Origin of the sequence: Wolbachia endosymbiont (group A) of Nomada flava, assembly GCF_964027055.1 — a bacterium.
Taxonomy (GTDB): domain Bacteria; phylum Pseudomonadota; class Alphaproteobacteria; order Rickettsiales; family Anaplasmataceae; genus Wolbachia; species Wolbachia pipientis.
Window position 1 is genome coordinate 543,006 of record NZ_OZ034725.1, and the last position, 18,411, is coordinate 561,416.

The window sequence follows — 18,411 nt, forward strand, 5'->3', positions numbered from 1 at the left end:
TGTGCTTGAATTTTGCTGGATCCCAGTGTCTGGGCACTGGGATGACACCCTATGGGCGCAGCCTTTGTACGTTCCTTTTCTGTCATGCAAGTAGCTGACACTGGAATCCAGTTTTTTAATCGAAAATGTTGTATAGTGTGCTGTTTACAATCAATTTTGCTGGATCCCAGTGTCTGGGTACTGGGATGACAAGAAAGAGAGGCACTGGCTGCATACTGCGCAAGATCTGCTGATGTTTCAGCGGTATATAACGGTAAGATAAAGAGCAGCACAAATATAATCAGCTTCATCATTTAAACAGCATCAACAAAAGTAAAATTACCTTCCACGTACTGTACATCGTCATTATCTTCTAGTTCTTCAACCAATGTAGATAATTTATCAATCAACTCTTTATCGCTAATTTCAATCAGATCTTTTGGCTGCCATGAAAGACGAGCAAGTTCTGGTTCTCCGAATTTTGCATAAAAGGCATCGCGTACTTTACCAAAATCTTTTATTTCACAAGTTATAACATGTAATCCTTCTTTGTCATTTTCCTCAACGTTCAATACTTCTAACTCGATCCCATAATTAAATAAATCATCAAAATTCACATCCTCTGCTTTATAGACGATTAAGCCTACATGATCGAAGAGGTAACTAACACTTCCTGTTTCTCCCAAGTTTCCACCCTTGCGAGAAAATATATAACGTACCTCAGAAGCAGTACGGTTGCGGTTATTAGTCAAGGCATGGACAATGAGTGCAGTGCCAGAAGGGCCATGACCTTCATATTGGATTTCCTCATAATTTTCTCCAGCAACGTTACCGGTTGCATTTTTTATTGCTGTTTCTATTTTATCTTTTGGTAGATTTTCCTTGCGTGCAGCAAATATAGCAGAGCGAAGGCGCGGGTTGAGTTCGGGATCGGGCAGCCCTTGCTTTGCAGCAACTGTTATTTCTCTAATCAGCTTCGTAAATTTTTGAGAGCGCTTTGCATCCTGAGCGCCTTTCCGATGTTTTATATTTGAAAATTGTGAATGACCAGCCATATTCAAATAGTTAAAAATCTAAATTATATATCAAAGTATAGAAAAAACTAAAGCAAATTTTCAAGCCTCCGGCTTGGCATCTTGCAGGTTTTCTGCTAATAACATACTTTCATACTGCTCAGCTTCTAAGTCAAGGCCAAGAGCTGAATGGGCTGCTATTAAATAGTTAATAGACTTAGAAAAATATTTAGAATCCTTATAGCTTGCCATATTCTGGAAACGCTTAATTGCTGCTAAATATTCACCACGCCTCAGGTAAAATTTACCGATAGAATACTCTTTTGTTGATATATGTTCTGTGATTAATTTTGCTCTTTCCTTTATCTCGTCTACATATTCGCTGCCTGGAAAGAGATTAATGTACTCAGTGGCTAGCTCTAAAGTTTTATATACAGTTTGCTGTCCAAGTTGCACTTTATTAATTTGCATGTAATAAGATAATACCCTTAAGTAGTATACATATGGTAAATCTTCACCATTTGAATAAACATATATATAATCATCCATATCACTTGCAGCACTGCTATAGTTACCCATATTATAGTGAGAGACCCCAGATAATAATTTTGCTTTCATTGCCCAATAAGAAAAAGGATACAAATCCTCTATCTTATGAAATGCCCTAATAGCTTGTTTATATTTTTTCTGGTCAAAAAGTTCAACTGCTTCTTCATATAGTTCAGTTTCAGTTTTTTCAAGATCATCCGCATGTGACTGCGTAAAGGAGCAAACCAGAAAAATAAAGCACGTGATTAAAGTCTTATACATAAGATTTTTTTCGATCAAAATAAAGTATAGACCTAAATATTACTTAAATAAATAAATTTCTTAGGCAATAGCCTGCCCTTCTTCTTTATAACTACGGTCAGAACTACCTGCATTTCTTGATTCACCTCGTCCTTCCACTTTTGGATCTTTCAGCGTCTTGCTGTAGGAATGTATAGTTAATACCTGTACAACCATAAAAAGTGCAATACCTATCAAGCCTAAAGTAGGTCCAACAGCAGGATTTAAGGACGATGCTAATGCCATTAACATTATCCTTCTTATTAAAAATATAGAAGAACCAGCAAGAGCCAATCCGGCTACAGACATATTGCTAGTTTTCTTGCTAGATTTCTCATCAAGATCAGACTTTTCTGTTTCCTTTTTCTTATTTTTTTCATGCTTATCAATATAAGAAGCAAGAGTTGCAAGAAAAGCAATTGCATTGGCAAGAAATAAAATTGCATCCTCTGCTGCTTCAAGTGAAGATGTTTCACCCATTATCATACCTACAATAGCCAGTGCAGTTGTTATAGCCTCAATATAGATCAAACACTAACCTATATCAGAAATATTGTGCTCTTTTTCCTTTACTTCCTCTCCATTTTCAATATTCTTCAACTCTCGTTCTTTTTGTGCTATTTTCCTATTATTGTAAATTAAATATAGTGCACAAATAAGAGATAGGACCATGAAAGGTAATATAGTGTGGCTTAGCGCGCCACTTATCACGCCAAGTAATACCTGATCGCTACATATTTTTTCCAGTTCAATAGCCATAAATAATGCAAATGGAACCATTGTTACCAATGATGCACATTGTCTATATAGCTCTCTTTTTTTTAGTGTTAATAGCTCTTGTTCTAGCCTTTCTCTTTTGACTTCTTTATCAACTGTTGGCCAAAAATCCCAAAAAAACTCTTCTGATGGTTCAAAATCTCTTTTTTTCTTATTCTTTCCTGGAACCTTTTTGGTAGAAGAAAATTTGCCACTAGGTATTTTCATAATATTAACCTAATTAGTTGTAAGTTAATACAATTATACACCTTTTTGCTTTCTGAGTCAATATCACTAAGATATTAACTACTCTTGTCTATTAACTATTTCCTAGGAGATTTAATCAATCTGTTTGATGCCGGCTAGGATATAATTATAGCCTGACCACACAGTTATAATAGCTGCAACCCATAAACAAATTGCACCTGTATATTGAACTGTTTCATAATTGCTCACTATTAGTGCTACTACAGCAACCATCTGCAGAAATGTCTTAATTTTTCCAGCTTTGCTTACAGGTAGGCTAACGTTTGTAGCTATAAGAAATTCCCGCAAACCCGAAACCAATATCTCCCTACAAACGATGATAACTGATGGTACTATCGTATAATCATTTATCTTATGCTTATAAACTAGCATAATTATCGTTGAAACTACTATTAACTTATCAGCAATTGGATCAAATAACTTGCCAAATTTCGATTGGACTTTCCACGCACGCGCTAAGTAACCATCAAAAAAATCTGTAATGCATGCAAATATAAAGATTGATATTGTTATCAGGTCTGCATACTTATTTTCTATATAAAAACTTAATATTATTGCTGGTATCGCAAGCACACGAGAAATCGTAAGCAAATTAGGCAAGTTCTTCTTAAGCATGTAATATCATCTTACGTAATAGGTAAACTTATACAGAAGTACAACAGAGTTCACAAGTTAATAGTTTACAATTGAACATTTATAAAAACTCCATATACTTAAAAAATACAAGCTTAAAATATAAGGATGTAATGATGAACGATGATTTAGATAGTACCACAAAACAAGAAGCGCTTAAGTATCACAGCAGAGGTGGTAACCCTGGTAAAATTTCAATCATGCCAACAAAACCTTTATCTACCCAGTATGATTTGTCACTTGCTTATTCCCCTGGTGTTGCAGCTCCGTGCCTTGAAATAGCTAAAAATCCTGAGGTTGTTTATGATTATACAGCAAAAAGCAACTGTGTTGCTGTCATTTCAAATGGCACTGCAGTGCTTGGACTTGGTAATATCGGTCCTCTTGCTGCAAAACCTGTCATGGAAGGCAAAGCTGTTTTATTTAAGCGTCTTGCTGATATTGATGCAGTTGATATAGAAGTTGGTACAGAAAATATAGAAGATTTCATCAATGCAGTAAGGTATCTTGGACCAAGTTGGGGGGGGATAAATTTAGAAGATATAAGATCTCCCGATTGTTTTATAATAGAGAAACGCCTGAATGAACTGATGGATATTCCAGTGTTCCATGATGACCAGCATGGAACTGCGGTGGTTGTTGCAGCTGGCATAGAAAATGCTCTTGATATTGTCGGAAAGAAATTAGAGGACGTTAAGATCATTATGAATGGTGCTGGAGCAGCCGGTATTGCATGTTTAGAAATACTAAAGTCCATGGGCGCTAAAAATATAGTGCTGTGTGATAAGCAAGGAGTAATATACAAAGGTAGAAACGAGGACATGAATGAGTGGAAGGAAAAATATGCAATTGATACTTCCGAACGTTCTCTACTTGATACAATAAAAGGCGCTGATGTATTCATCGGATTATCTGCAAAAGATGTGTTAAATGAAGAGATGTTAAAGAGTATGGGCAAAGACCCGATTATTTTCGCTCTCGCCAACCCCGATCCAGAAGTAAGGCCTGAGTTTGCAAAATCTGTGAGGCCAGATGCAATAATCGCAACTGGCAGGTCAGATTACAACAATCAAGTCAACAACGTAATGGGATTTCCTTATATATTCAGAGGAGCGCTTGATGTACATGCAACAACAATAAATGATGAAATGAAAATTGCAGCTGCAGATGCAATAGCAAAGCTTGCCCGTGAGCCAGTACCAGGTGAGATATCTGCAGTCTATGGCGGTCGTAAAATGAGCTACGGACGTGAATATATAATACCTACTCCATTTGACCCAAGATTAATTTCTATAGTATCTCCTGCTGTTGCAAAAGCCGCAGTTGATTCAGGTGTTGCAAGAAAGGCAATACAAGATTGGAGTAAATATGAAAATCAATTAAAATCTCGCCTTGCTAGTGCACTTAACACACTGAATCTACTATCTTCACAATATTAGTAACTATATAATCAATAATTCAATTGCACCCAGTCGTTTTAGATTTATAATGAAAGTATTGTAATTTAAAGTAAATCAATGACTATTGCAATTCACGAATTAGAGAGGATCATCAAACAATCGTTCCCCGACGCTGATATAAAGGTTCATGACCTTGCTGGAGATGATGATCATTATCATTTAAAAATAACCTCCAAGCGCTTTCTTGGAAAGACAAGAATAGAACAGCATAAAATGGTATATAAAGCTCTGGAAGGTCAGTCTATACACGCCTTGCAACTGGAAACTAATACTTAAAAATAAGGTGAATTTATGAGCAATTTTGAACAAATAAAAAAAGATATCGCAGAAAATGATGTGGTATTATATATGAAAGGCACTTCTGATTTTCCTCAATGCGGATTCTCTGGACTCGTCGTGTCAATCCTAAAAAAATTGAACGTGAAGTTTAAGTATATTAACGTGTTGGAGAATGATGAAATACGTGAATCTATAAAAAAGTTTTCTGATTGGCCAACAATTCCACAATTATATATAAAGGAAGAGTTTATTGGTGGTTGCGACATCACTCGCGAGATGTACGAAAAAGGCGAACTGCAAAGTTTATTGAAGGAAAAAAAAATTATTGCGGAATCAGTACCAAGAAACCAGTGCCCAGACGCTGGATAACGTAGTATAGCTATGAAAAAGGATCTTATGTCTTAAACCGTATCCGTTCAGGGGAGCGGCAAAATAAGGTAGACAAAGCAAGATAATAAAGATAATCATAGAGCAAAAGTGAGGTAATGTGGTAAACCTTTTAGAACTCTGCAAAAATTTACAGCAAAAAATAGAAAAGTTGGAAGGGAGGATAGAAGAGTTAGAGGCAGAAAATAAGGCCTTGAGGATTGAGAACGCTAAGTTGAAAGAGAGGCTTGGTTTAAACTCGAAAAATTCATCTCTACCGAGCTCTAAAGAATTGTACAAAACAAAAAAGGACAAGCCAAAAAGCGAAAGGAATGTTGGCGATCAGGTTGGGCATAAAGGAAATTTTCATGCCACAATGGAAGCGGATAAAGTAGTAAAAATAGAGTTGCCTAATATTTGCGAATGCGGAGGAGAGCTTGTAATATACGAAAAACCTTATGTGCACCAAAAAGTTGATCTTCCAGAAATTAGGCCTTATGTAGTAATTGGAACATGGTCGTTGTTGGAGATGCAGAAAAAGAAAAAGTAGCAAGTTACCAGAAGGTGTTACGCCAGATACATTTGGTCCAAGAGTTAAGAGGTTGTCCACAAACCAAGGAATACGTAGTATATAAAGAAAGAATATTGAGGTAAGAGATGAGGAAAAAATATCCAACAGATTTAAGTAAAAGGGAATGGGCAAGAATAGAAAAACACTTCAGAGTATCGTACAAGAAAGGAGGAAGGCCACCAAAATACAGTAAGTGTGAGATAGTAAATGCAATTCTTTATATACTGCGCACAGGATGTCAATGGCGCTATTTACCACACGATTTTCCGCCGTGGAAGGCTGTGCATGAACAGTTTAGAAGATGGAAAAAGCAGGGAATTTTTGAGAAAATGAACTATGATATCACTAAATATAGTAGGTCAAAAATGGGAAGAAATGAGGAGCCGAGCGCATGCATAGTGGACAGTCAATCGGTAAAAACCACGGAAAAAGGGGGGTCAAAGGTTATGATGGTGCGAAAAAGGTAAAGGGGAGAAAAAGACATATAATCACAGATACTCAAGGATTTGTGCTTGGTTGCTATGTAGGAGCTGCAAGCGAAAATGACAGAGATGGGGTGAAGATGGCATTGGACAATATGAAGGAAAAATACAGCAATATTAAGAAAATGTGGGCTGATATGGGATACCAAGGAAAAGATTTAAAGGATTACGTAAAGAGAGAATATGGGATAGATATTGAAATTGTCAAAAGGCCTCCATGTAGGTTTTGGGTGCATAAAGATACACCACTAGAACTATTGCCACAACGGGATCCTGGATTTTCAGTACAGCCGAGAAGGTGGGTGGTAGAGAGGACTTTTGCTTGGATCAATAGAAATAGAAGGCTATCAAAGGAGTACGATTTACTTACAACATCTACTGAAAGTTTCATATATCTGGCTATGAGTAAAGTTATGTTAAGTAGGGAATATGCTTGATTTACTGGTTTGTGGACAACCTCTAAGTCTATAATTGCAGCACTCAGCGGATTTTACAAAAACTCAAAGCGTGAAGTGGCTAGTATCATAAATGACATTTTTAATTTGAACATAAGTGTTGGCAGCATATCAAATCTTACTATTACCCACAAATATAAATGGACTAAAAAGTAAAATATTACAATATTAAAGTTTGCAAATATTGAGGGTATAAAAATGGTAAACGAGAGTAATGAATGGGCTAAAAATGAATTTGGAGATGCTGTACTTGGAGATAAAAGATTAACTGACCGATTAGTAAAGATTGCTGATAGTTTGATAAGTTTACCTGAAAGCTCAATTAATGAGGCATGCGGAAGTTGGTCAGAAGCAAAAGCAGCATACCGTTTTTTTCAAAATGAGAATGTAAAAGAAAGTGATATTTTAGCTACACATATTAATAAGACGGTTGAGAGAACAAAAGCTCACAAGAGGGTTCTTGTCATTCAAGATACCAGTTACATTATATATAATAACCATAAAAAAACAAGCGGATTAGCAAATTTGTCCAGTTATGATACTGCAAAAGGTATTATAATGCATACAGCTCTTGCCGTTAGTATAGAAGGTTTGGTACTAGGGATACTAGATCAAAAAGTTTATTCAAGACCTGAAGAAACTGAAAACCTTAAAAAAAAGAGCGATCGCATTGAAGATAAAGAAAGCGTAAAGTGGTTGGAAACTTTAAGAAAAACAAATAATATTATTGATCCAACTCAAACTGAGACTATAACTGTATGCGATAGAGAAGCAGATATATATGACTTTTTTGAGCTTGCACATAATCTTAATTCGGCAGTGCTAGTTAGAGCATGCAGAGATAGAGCAGTAAATAGAAAATCTCGATATCCTGAAAAAGGTGAGCAGAAGTTATGGGCATTTCTCTCATTGTGCAGGTACGGTAGAAGTTGAAGTTCCTGTAAAAGATAATAAGCCAAAAAGAACAGCACGTTTGGAAGTTAGATTTGGAAAGTTTATGATGAATCCATCTAAGAATAATATTAGGCATAAGACGGAAGAACTACCTAAATTACCACTTTATGCAGTTTATGTTGTTGAGAAAACTCCCCTTCCCTTAAAAAAAACCGCTAGAATGGATGCTATTAACGAATCTTTCAGTTAATACTTTCGATGAAGCTGTTGAAAAAATTAGTTGGTATTGCCTTAGATGGAAAATAGAGATATTACATAAAATTTTAAATCCGGTCTCAAAGTTGAAGAATGTAGGCTTGGAATAGCAGAAAGACTAATGAGATATCTAACAGTTGTGAGTATTATTGCTTGGAGGATCTTCTTTATTACATCAATTGCAAGCAACATTACCATGTACTACCTTATTAGCTGAAGAGGAATGGAAAGTTTTATACGTTAAAATACACAGAAAACCATGTCCAAGTGTAGTTCCCAACATAAAAGAAGCTGTTTCATGAACTTGGAGGCCATTTAGCAAGAAAAAATGACCCAGAACCAGGACCTTATGTTCTTTGGAAAGGATATAAACGTCTCTTTGATTTAGCAGAAGGATGGCGACTTGCTCACGAACCTCATATTTGTGGGTAATAGTAAGATTTGATATGCTGCCAACACTTATGTTCAAATTAAAAATGTCATTTATGATACTAGCCACTTCACGCTTTGAGTTTTTGTAAAATCCGCTGAGTGCTGCAATTATAGACTTAACCCTTGGACCAAATGTATCTGGCGTAACACCTTCTGGTAACTTGCTACTTTTTCTTTTTCTGCATCTCCGACAACGACCATGTTCCAATTACTACATAAGGCCTAATTTCCGGAAGATCAACTTTTTGGTGCACATAAGGTTTTTCGCATATTACAAGCTCTCCTCCGCATTCGCAAATATTAGGCAACTCTATTTTTACTACTTTATCCGCTTCCATTGTGGCATGAAAATTTCCTTTATGCCCAACCTGATCGCCAACATTCCTTTCGCTTTTTGGCTTGTCCTTTTTTGTTTTGTACAATTCTTTAGAGCTCGGTAGAGATGAATTTTTCGAGTTTAAACCAAGCCTTTCCTTTAATTCAGCGTTCTCTATCTTTAAAGCTTTATTTTCTGCTTTTAAGTTTTCTATCTCTGCTTTCAGTTTTTCTATTTTTTGCTGTAAATTTTTGCAAAGTTCTAAAAGGTTTACCACATTACCTCACTTTTGCTCTATGATTATCTTTTTAGATCACTTTGTCTACCTTATTCTACCACTCCGCTGAACGGATACAAAAAATTGGTAAAGAGGAAGGGAAAATTGAAGTTACAAAAACAATGCTAGCTAATAATGTTGATGTTAACACTATTGTCAAGTTTACTGGCCTTTCTATTAGTGAGATTGAAGAATTAAGTGTGAGCGGTTACAAATAATTTACCATTTCTTCTGGTTTCACTATCCTTTCAAACTCTTCCTCAGTGAGCAGTTGAAGTTTTGCTGCTGCTTCTTTTAGAGTGATATTTTCTTTATAAGCAAGCTTCGCTATTTTTGCTGCATTGTCGTACCCTATATGCGTATTTAATATAGTGACCAACATCAACGACTGATTCAGTAAATCTTTTATCCTCTCTTCATTTGCTTTAATACCAATTACACATTTTTCTGTAAAATTTAAACTTGCATCAGCTAAAAGTCTTATAGACTGCAAAACATTGTAAATTATCACTGGCTTAAACACATTCAATTCAAAATGACCGTTTGAACCACTAATGGTCACAGCAACATGATTTCCCATAACTTGAGTGCATACCATAGTCACCGCTTCACACTGAGTTGGATTCACTTTACCTGGCATAATTGAAGAACCAGGCTCATTTTCCGGTAACATTATTTCCCCAATTCCGCATCTTGGACCAGAACCAAGCAGCCTTATATCATTTGCAATTTTCATTAAACTGACTGCTGCTGTATTGAGTGTTCCACTGAGCTCAACTAAAGCATCATTTGCTGCTAGCGCTTCAAATTTATTGCCTGCTGAAGTAAATGGAAGATTAGTGATTTTTGCAACTTCTCTAGCAAAATCTTCAGCAAAACCCTTTTTAGTATTGAGTCCCGTGCCAACTGCAGTGCCACCTTGTGCAAGCTCATATATATCACTTAAAGTTGATTTTACTCTCTCTATCCCCTTTTTAATCTGGACTGCATAGCCAGAGAACTCCTGTCCTAGTGTTAGGGGCGTTGCATCTTGTAAGTGAGTACGTCCTACTTTTATTATATCTTTAAATTCCTGAACCTTATTATCCAGCACCTTATGCAATTTTTCAAGATTTGGAATAAGCAAGCAGTTTATTTGCTCTGCTGCTGCTATATGCATTGCTGTTGGAAAGGTGTCATTTGACGACTGACCATAATTCACATGATCATTTGGATGTATCGGAGATTTACTACCCAAATTGCCACCTAAAATCTCTATTGCACGATTGCTGATCACTTCATTCATATTCATATTAGTCTGCGTTCCGGATCCGGTTTGCCAAACAACAAGCGGAAATTCATTATTAAATTTGCCATCTATTACTTCCCTCGCGGCTGTGCAAATTGCGTCCCCTACCCTATCATCTATAACACCATGTTTCATATTAACACGCGCTGCTGCAAGTTTTACTATTGCTAATGCTTTAATCAGAGGCTCTGGCATTTTTTCTGTGCCAATCTTAAAATTTTCTAAAGAACGCTGAGTCTGCGCTCCCCAGTAATGTTCACTTGGTACTTTTACTTCCCCTAAGCTGTCTGATTCTATTCTCGTCTTTCTATCCATATTTTCCTCCTGGTGTTATGCAAACTGGTTCACTACATAATTTTTTCATGCCTACTTCTTGGTTAATTAAATCATACTAGATCCAAGTAGTCAAGTGTACGAACATTGCAATTTTCAGGTAACTTGCATGGTAGATGCAAGTAGCTGACACTGATTCACTTTATGATGGTGTCATTCCAGTCTGGAATCCAGCCTTTTCATAATCATCAAAACGTTGTATTTTAACATAAAACGGCTACTTTTATGCTTACCAACTTAATAAAATTCCTGGATCCCAGTGTCTGGGCACTGGGATGACACCCTTCTGGTGGACTCAAATCACGATGTTTGCACAGCTGTACGCTTAGTTCTGGTTGCACGCTACCATTCTTGTACATCCATAAATAGAAAATTTACGCTTTAAAAGGATCATATACATCGATTTCCTTAGAATTACTCTTTTTCAATTTTTCACTTAATAATCTTAAAATAGGCTGTAAATCACCATTAATTGATAAGCACAGCACTTCTTTATTGAGATAATTAGCTAGGTGATTCTTCTTTTCCAGAATTTCTGCTTCCCTCAATAAGTCGCATTTGTTTAATACTACAATCTCTTCTTTTTCAACAAGATCACTATTGTAAAGTTCCAATTCATTATGGATACAACTATAAGCCGAAACAACGTCATCGTGAGTTACATCGATTAAATGAAGTAAAATTTGACACCTTTCTATGTGCTTTAAAAATTTATGCCCGAGCCCAACTCCAAGGTGAGCATCAGTAATTATTCCAGGAATATCTGCTATTACAACTTCGCTATCATCCACTTTTACCATGCCTAAATGAGGTCTTACGGTGGTAAATGGATAATCGCCTACTTTTGTATCGGAATTTGAGCAGCGAGTCAAAAATTTTGATTTACCTGCGTTTGGCATGCCAATAATTCCAATATCTGATAAAACTTTTAGTTTTAATAATACATGTTTTTCTTCGCCAGGCTGACCGTAAGTAAAATGTCTTGGTGCCTTATTAGTAGAAGATTTAAAATTAGTATTTCCAAGTCCACCTTTTCCACCCTGTGCTATTAAAAATTCCATATCAGGCTTGTCAAGATCGACTATTATCTCTTCACTTTCTTCATCAATTATTTGTGCACCAACTGGAACTTTAAGTATAACGTCTTTCCCTGCTGTGCCAGATCTATCCCTGCCTGCACCATTTTTTCCACTATCTGCTTTAATGTGTCTTCTATAACGAAAATGAAGCAAAGTGTTGAGATTAGCGTCGCTGATGAAAACTATGTTTCCACCCTTTCCTCCATTACCACCATTTGGACCACCAAATTCAACGAACTTTTCTCGACGAAAACTTGCACAGCCATCACCACCGTCACCAGCTTTTAAACACAATTTTACTTCGTCTATAAAACCCATGCTAACCCACGATAATATTTAGCATCCTTTCCTAATGCGCTTTCTATTCTGATTAGCTCGTTATACTTCGCGAGTCTATCAGAACGCGATAGCGACCCGGTTTTTATTTGCCCGCAATTTGATGCAACTGCTATATGAGATATTGTTGTGTCTTCTGTTTCACCTGAGCGGTGAGAAATAACAGCTTTGTAGTTGTTTGATTTTGCCATTTCAATAGCAGCAAAAGTTTCTGTTAACGTTCCTATTTGATTTGGCTTGATCAGCACAGCATTTGCCATTTTTTCTTCTATTCCTTTGCCTATTAGTTCACAATTTGTAACAAATAAATCATCCCCAACCAATTGAATTTTACTCCCCAATTTTGCAGTAAGTAATTTCCAACCTTCGTAATCGTCTTCACTCATTGCATCTTCTATAGAAATTATTGGATATCCTTCCACAAGATTACAATAATATTCAGTCAACTCTTCTGAAGTAAGATCTCTGTGTTCAAATTTGTAAATTCCATCTTCATAAAAAGTAGATGAAGCAACATCAAGGCCTAGTGCAAAATCACTTTGCGCTGAATAACCTGCTGATTCTATAGCGTATATGATCAAATCAAGTGCTTCTTCAGTACTTTCAATATTTGGTGCAAAACCACCTTCATCCCCTACATTTGTGCTATAACCTTTTTTCTTAAGAATGCTACGTAAGTTGTGGAATACCTCCGCAGATATTCTAATCGCTTCACTGAAAGTCTCAGCACCGACCGGAAGAATCATGAATTCTTGGAAATCGAGCTTATTGTCTGCATGTACTCCACCATTAATTATGTTAATGAGTGGAACCGGCATAACACTCGTCTGCTTTCCTCCCAAATATCTATATAGCGGCATATTGAAGCTGTTTGCTGCTGCTTTTGCAACTGCAAGAGACACACCCAAAGTTGCATTTGCTCCAAGTTTTGATTTGTTTTTTGTTCCATCTAGTTCAATTAATGCTTTATCAATCGCATTTTGACCTGTTGCATCCATGCCGATGATTTCATCTGCTATTATCCCATTTACAGCTTGAACAGCTTTCAGCACTCCCTTACCACAATACCTTTTCTCATCTTGATCCCTGAGTTCCAAGGCTTCTAATTTACCGGTTGAAGCTCCAGAAGGTACAGATGCCCTACCTATTGCTCCATCACAGAGCTCAATCTCTACCTCAACAGTGGGGTAACCCCTGCTATCTAAAATTTCTCTTGCAAATACGTTATTGATTATCTTATTCATTGCATTAAATCCCTACTGTAAACTTTCTGTACAAACGTGTGATCTGAAGATAATTCTAGTTGTCATTCCAGTGCTTGACACTGGAATCCAGCTTTTACTATACAGCCACCTGGTGTGCTCATTTACGATTAAGTTTTCTGGATCCCAGTGTCTGGGCACTGGGATGACATCATTCTTAGTGGAAGTTACCCCCATATCACAACGTTCGTACAGTTGTGTGCTTCGACACTGGGATCCAGCCTTATTACACAATTTTATCATATAAATCCTCCCAGTCCGGATTCTTTTTCTCAATTAAATTCATTTTCCATATATATAATTGACTAGATTCCAGTTTGCATGACACCAGTACTTGCATTTATTCTATCGTTTAACTAGATGTTTGTATAGTTTCTGCTATGAGCTTTGCAGCTTCCTTTGCCAATTTAGCTATATTACTACCAGCACCAATAAATAATACTATATCACCTGGACTTGTCGAATCACTAATAAAATGTGAAATGAGCAAAACATCATTCATAATTTTTGTGTTATTAAATCCATTACTGATTAAAGCTTTTTGTATATCATCAATCCCACAACCAGGAATAGGCTTGTCTTCTGGGGGATGAACAGGAGTGAGGATGACATAATCAAACATCATGAAAATTCGTATGAATTCATCAAAAAAATTACGAATGCGAGCAAAACGAAGTGGTTCGATAATTCCTATTACTTTTCCTTTAGTAATCGAACGTGCAGCCGTTAAAGTTGCATATATTTCATTTGGATGATGGGCATAATCCTCAATTAACTTAACACCTTTAATATTGGCAATCAAAGAGAATCTTCTTGCTACTCCTTTGAATTCCAAAAGGCCTTTTTTAATCTCTGCATCGCTAATCCCGAGTTTTATCGCAACTGATATTGCAGCCAAGGCGTTGCTTACTTTGTGAATACCTATTGCGTTTGATAGTACTATGTTTTTTAAAGGGCTGGATCCCAGTGTCACGCACTGGGATGACAGAAGGTGATGGGATGACAGAAGGTGATGGGATAACAGAGGGTGATGGGATGACAAAGGAGTAGGGGAAATAGGGAAAGGCATCGGTATCGTTCCAAAACATAAAGGTGTCATCCCAGTGCTTGACACTGGGATCCAGTTATTTTGAACCATACAACTATCATCAATAAACACATCAAATTCTATGCTGTTAGCATGCTGTTTAATATTAACAGCTTTAATATTGGCATCCTCAAATCCAAACATCATAGAGTTATTTGCATCATAACTAATGTCTACAGAATCAGGCAAAACTGCAAAATCTGCTTTATTTATAAATTGAGAGAATGCATGCTTAACATCGTCAAATGTACCATAATGATCCATATGATCGTCGTTAATACTCGTTATGACAGCAATATTTGCAGGAATTTTTAGCATGGTTCCATCAGACTCATCAGCTTCGATTAAAAAAATGTTACTCCTTCCAAGTCTTGAATTACTCTGATACGAATTTAGTATTCCTCCTACAATTACAGTTGCATCAATATTAGAATGATCAAAAATGGAGGCAATCATTGCTGTTGTCGTTGTCTTACCGCTCGAACCTGAAACCGCTATCACATATTTATCTCTTAAAAGTTCAGTAAGCATGTCTGATCTATGCAAAACGGTTTTATTGTTATTTTTTGCCGCAATTAACTCCACATTATCAGATTTTATTGCAGAAGAATGTACGACTATTTGAGCTTGGCTTATATTATCAGCATTGTGACCAATGTAAACTTCTATACCCAGCTCTCGTAATCTATCCACATTATTGTTTGATTGTGCATCACTGCCTTGAACTTTGTAATTGGAATTGTGAAGAATTTCAGCAATAGCGCTCATTCCGATTCCACCTATACCAATAATATGTATTATTCCTTTTTGAGTTTTGTTAATATTTAGCAGTAGATGTTTACTCATTACTAAATTTATTATAGTATAATTTAAAATCCTCATAGTATCGAACCCTCTTACCGAATACAATGATAAAAAACCTAACCTTTCTATGTCTAACATTTGTTTTGATAAGCAGTTGCAGTTTTAGCAACAGGTTTAACTGCACTGCAGGTCATTATAAAATTGGCAGCAGCTACACAATAAATGGTATAACTTATTATCCAAAAAACTGTAAACACTATGAAGAGATAGGGACAGCGTCGTGGTATGGAATAGAAGATCATGGCACGCTTACAGCAAATGGTGAAGTGTTTAACCGTCACTTGATCTCTGCAGCGCATAAGACTTTGCCCCTACCCTGCTTTGTTCTTGTCACTAATTTAGAAAATGGAAGAAAGCTTGTTACAAGGGTTAACGATAGAGGGCCTTTTATTGAAGGCAGAATAATAGACTTATCAGAAAAAGCAGCTCAAGTCTTAGGATTTCATAAATCTGGGCTTGCAAAAGTAAAAGTTCAATACCTAAGAAAGATGTCAGAACAATTGATACAAAATACTCCTCATTACAGAAAGCGATATGAAAAAGAAATGCAGAAACGTCACCCGAAACAAGACAGTGCAGAAAGTAAGGGATATGTTGCATTTTTTAAAAGTGCTCAGGCTGCTAAATCAGCTGCATCAAAGCTTCGCAATCAAGGAATAAAAAATGTTAGATTGCTTTTTAAGAACGATCAATATTGCGTGAAAGTGAGTTATAGGTAGTGGTGAGTGCAGAATTTGAAAGATTTGGTTAATGTAAGGAACGCTGGCTAACTATTGTAAGTTAAAAATGTGATATAAAAAAGATATCAACAATTTATAGCTATACCGCCGCGGCGCTAACACGTAGCGGGATGACGAGTTTGTCGTTTTTCAAATTGTCGTAAGTCAGTTTAGCTATAGCATTATAGAGACAAAGATCAAAATTTACTTATTTACGTCTCCAATTTCATCATGTATAATGGAGACAAAGATTTATATTTTGTATTTTATGTCTCTATCGTTTATTGGTAGGCAAGCTGAATTAAAACAACTGCTGGAGCTTACAGAAAAAAATACTGCATCTTTTGTAGTAGTCAAAGGAAGGCGTCGTATAGGAAAAAGTCGCTTAATTCAAGAATTTGGTAAGCATTTCGAGCAGTATTACTCATTTATAGGTTTGCCACCAGAAAAGCATACTACAACATCCCACCAACTTAATGAATTTTCTAGACAAGTTGCTAGACAATTTAATACATCTTTTGCTAGATATGACGATTGGAGTGACTTACTATGGGCAGTTGGTGAACGTTTACTATCTGGCAAAATATTGTTGCTCTTTGATGAAATTTCTTGGATGGGCTCAAAAGATCCAACTTTTTTAGGCAAAATAAAGAATTTTTGGGATACACAGCTAAAAAATAATAACAAGCTAATTTTTGTTGTTTGTGGATCAGCTTCATCCTGGATTGAAAAAAATATACTTAGTAGTACTGGTTTTGTGGGAAGAATATCGTTGACTTTAACACTCGGAGAATTATCACTTTCTGATTGCAATGAATTTTGGCCAAAAAATATTTCAGCATACGAAAAGTTTAAGGTGCTTGCAGTAACCGGTGGAATCCCAAAGTATTTAGAAGAGGTAAATTTTAAACACAGTGCTGAAGAAAATATTAAAAAGCTTTGTTTTACAAGAGGTGGATTTTTAGTTGAGGAATTTGACCAAATATTTTCAGATCTATTCATGCGAAAAACAGCTTTTTACAAGCAAATAGTGAGAGCTCTTTCTACTGGAGCTAAAGAACAGGAAGAAATTTGTACTGCTTTAAACATTGCAAGACATGGACGCATTTCTGAGTATCTACATGAGCTGGAGCTTGCTGGTTTTATTGCAAGGGATCACACTTGGAATATAAAAACGAGTACTGATTCACGACTCAGGAAGTACAGACTTCAAGATAATTATTTAAGGTTTTATCTAAAATATATTGAAAAAAATCTAGGAAAAATTAATCGTGACACCTATTCTATGGGGTTATTCACGTCCCTGCCAGAGTGGCATACAATCGTTGGGCTTCAGTTTGAAAATTTGGTGCTTAACAATAGAAAGAGCATACATAATATCTTGGGAATTGATGGAATAGTAAGCGAAAATCCATTTTTTCAGAGGAAGACAGGTGCTGGTTGTCAAATTGATTACATGATTCAAACCAAGTTTAACACTCTCTACATTTGCGAAATCAAATTTTCAAAAAATAAAATCGGTCATTCAATAATACAAGAAGTACAAAAGAAAATAGATACACTAAAGCGTCCAAAAGGCTTTTCATGCCGTCCAGTTCTTATTCACGTTAATGGTGTGAGTGATGACGTTATAGATAGTGATTACTTTTCAAACATAATTGATTTTGGAGAATTATTGAATTGTAAGTAATTCTTGCTCTACTTTTTCAACTTTGTGTCATTTAACATTGGAACAAGATTCCAGTGCCAGCTATTTTCATGACATCTCTCTTGAACTCTTATTATAACAATGTTCGTACAGATATGTGCCACGCGCTGGAATGACATGGTGAGGCGTCATCCTGCTGCTCCTTTCTTGTCATGCCGCCGCGAACCGTCATACCGCGATTCATTCGCGGTATCTCTAGATCCCGCTAACAAGTAGCGGGATGACGGTTGTCGTTTAGCCACAAACATTAAGAAATTTACCAAATGAAAAAAAAGGCAAAAGAAGCCCTGGGGTTATTATCCGCTTTAAAATATTGGCGTTTTTTATGTTTTAAACGCTTGACAAACGAAATTCAGCTGCTTTTAATTGCAACTAACTTACGCTGCAAATGTTTAAGAAATTTACTAAGCAGAAAAAAAGACAAAGAATCCCCGAGTTAGCTAGTCTTTTACTATCTCTGTCGAGTATTGGC

Annotated in this window: 16 protein-coding genes and 5 pseudogenes; 9 read left to right on the top strand and 12 right to left on the bottom strand. The window is 36.3% G+C overall.

Translation table 11 applies throughout. The features are described 5' to 3' along the window. Positions 1-293 precede the first annotated feature (293 nt). The 5 genes from AAGD70_RS02855 to pgsA all read right to left on the bottom strand — a co-directional run bounded on the left by AAGD70_RS02855 (position 294) and on the right by pgsA (position 3,458). Positions 294-1,034, bottom strand: a complete 741-nt coding sequence (locus AAGD70_RS02855) for a YebC/PmpR family DNA-binding transcriptional regulator (protein WP_065095065.1) — start codon at positions 1,032-1,034, stop codon at positions 294-296. Positions 1,035-1,094: 60 nt separating this feature from the next. Then, a complete protein-coding gene (locus AAGD70_RS02860) occupies positions 1,095-1,802 on the bottom strand; it encodes an outer membrane protein assembly factor BamD (protein ID WP_065095064.1) in 708 nt (235 codons plus the stop codon). A gap of 60 nt (positions 1,803-1,862) precedes the next feature. Beyond that, complete coding sequence (locus AAGD70_RS02865) at positions 1,863-2,351, bottom strand: hypothetical protein (RefSeq protein ID WP_245611076.1); 489 nt, start codon at positions 2,349-2,351, stop codon at positions 1,863-1,865. A 3-nt stretch (positions 2,352-2,354) separates the two neighbouring features. Continuing rightward, entirely contained in the window at positions 2,355-2,804 is a 450-nt protein-coding gene (locus AAGD70_RS02870) for a hypothetical protein (RefSeq protein WP_245611075.1), read from the bottom strand. Positions 2,805-2,915: 111 nt separating this feature from the next. Then, positions 2,916-3,458 (bottom strand): CDP-diacylglycerol--glycerol-3-phosphate 3-phosphatidyltransferase, encoded by a 543-nt coding sequence (gene pgsA, locus AAGD70_RS02875; RefSeq protein WP_065095062.1) that lies wholly within the window; start codon positions 3,456-3,458, stop codon positions 2,916-2,918. Positions 3,459-3,592: 134 nt separating this feature from the next. Between pgsA and AAGD70_RS02880 the strand changes: the two genes are divergently transcribed. The 6 genes and pseudogenes from AAGD70_RS02880 to AAGD70_RS02905 all read left to right on the top strand — a co-directional run bounded on the left by AAGD70_RS02880 (position 3,593) and on the right by AAGD70_RS02905 (position 8,670). After that, positions 3,593-4,915 (top strand): malic enzyme-like NAD(P)-binding protein, encoded by a 1,323-nt coding sequence (locus tag AAGD70_RS02880; protein WP_082941419.1) that lies wholly within the window; start codon positions 3,593-3,595, stop codon positions 4,913-4,915. 78 nt (positions 4,916-4,993) lie between these two features. After that, positions 4,994-5,212, top strand: a complete 219-nt coding sequence (locus AAGD70_RS02885) for a BolA/IbaG family iron-sulfur metabolism protein (RefSeq protein ID WP_065095061.1) — start codon at positions 4,994-4,996, stop codon at positions 5,210-5,212. Between the two features lie 15 nt (positions 5,213-5,227). After that, the gene (grxD, locus tag AAGD70_RS02890) at positions 5,228-5,584 is read left to right on the top strand and encodes a Grx4 family monothiol glutaredoxin (protein WP_065095060.1); all 357 of its coding nucleotides are present in this window, start codon (positions 5,228-5,230) and stop codon (positions 5,582-5,584) included. A gap of 118 nt (positions 5,585-5,702) precedes the next feature. After that, positions 5,703-6,186, top strand: a pseudogene (locus tag AAGD70_RS02895) (IS66 family transposase); the annotation flags it as partial. A gap of 52 nt (positions 6,187-6,238) precedes the next feature. After that, positions 6,239-7,071 (top strand): IS5 family transposase gene (locus AAGD70_RS02900; RefSeq protein ID WP_264718686.1). Its coding sequence is split into 2 segments (ribosomal slippage): positions 6,239-6,605 and positions 6,605-7,071, totalling 834 coding nucleotides; the frame shifts between segments, so codons are not numbered across the junction. Between the two features lie 216 nt (positions 7,072-7,287). Then, positions 7,288-8,670: pseudogene (locus AAGD70_RS02905) on the top strand (IS4 family transposase). 7 nt (positions 8,671-8,677) lie between these two features. On the opposite strand, the pseudogene AAGD70_RS02910 reads toward AAGD70_RS02905, so the two are convergent. After that, positions 8,678-9,263, bottom strand: a pseudogene (locus tag AAGD70_RS02910) (DUF6444 domain-containing protein); the annotation flags it as partial. 80 nt (positions 9,264-9,343) lie between these two features. On the opposite strand from AAGD70_RS02910, the pseudogene AAGD70_RS02915 reads away from it, so the two are divergent. Next, positions 9,344-9,481, top strand: a pseudogene (locus AAGD70_RS02915) (transposase); the annotation flags it as partial. Here AAGD70_RS02915 and fumC read toward each other — a convergent pair. From fumC to AAGD70_RS02945, 6 genes and pseudogenes are all read right to left on the bottom strand, one after another. After that, entirely contained in the window at positions 9,472-10,866 is a 1,395-nt protein-coding gene (gene fumC / locus AAGD70_RS02920) for a class II fumarate hydratase (protein WP_065094368.1), read from the bottom strand. The pseudogene AAGD70_RS02915 and the gene fumC sit on opposite strands and share 10 nt — an antisense overlap. 221 nt (positions 10,867-11,087) lie before the next feature. After that, positions 11,088-11,243, bottom strand: a complete 156-nt coding sequence (locus AAGD70_RS02925) for a hypothetical protein (protein ID WP_179943761.1) — start codon at positions 11,241-11,243, stop codon at positions 11,088-11,090. A 15-nt stretch (positions 11,244-11,258) separates the two neighbouring features. Further along, positions 11,259-12,281 (bottom strand): Obg family GTPase CgtA, encoded by a 1,023-nt coding sequence (gene cgtA / locus AAGD70_RS02930; RefSeq protein ID WP_065095390.1) that lies wholly within the window; start codon positions 12,279-12,281, stop codon positions 11,259-11,261. Continuing rightward, positions 12,269-13,543, bottom strand: coding sequence for a phosphopyruvate hydratase (gene eno / locus AAGD70_RS02935; RefSeq protein WP_065094370.1), 1,275 nt, complete (start codon positions 13,541-13,543; stop codon positions 12,269-12,271). The genes cgtA and eno overlap by 13 nt, the downstream gene beginning before the upstream one ends. A gap of 57 nt (positions 13,544-13,600) precedes the next feature. After that, a pseudogene (locus AAGD70_RS07755) lies at positions 13,601-13,720 on the bottom strand (WPE palindromic element domain-containing protein); the annotation flags it as partial. A 193-nt stretch (positions 13,721-13,913) separates the two neighbouring features. Further along, positions 13,914-15,530, bottom strand: coding sequence for a UDP-N-acetylmuramate--L-alanine ligase (locus AAGD70_RS02945; RefSeq protein WP_065094398.1), 1,617 nt, complete (start codon positions 15,528-15,530; stop codon positions 13,914-13,916). 26 nt (positions 15,531-15,556) lie between these two features. Here AAGD70_RS02945 and AAGD70_RS02950 point away from each other — a divergent pair, with 26 nt between their 5' ends. Further along, positions 15,557-16,231 (top strand): septal ring lytic transglycosylase RlpA family protein, encoded by a 675-nt coding sequence (locus AAGD70_RS02950; protein ID WP_065094371.1) that lies wholly within the window; start codon positions 15,557-15,559, stop codon positions 16,229-16,231. Between the two features lie 268 nt (positions 16,232-16,499). After that, positions 16,500-17,921, top strand: coding sequence for an AAA family ATPase (locus AAGD70_RS02955; protein ID WP_065094372.1), 1,422 nt, complete (start codon positions 16,500-16,502; stop codon positions 17,919-17,921). The last annotated feature ends 490 nt before the right edge of the window (positions 17,922-18,411 follow it).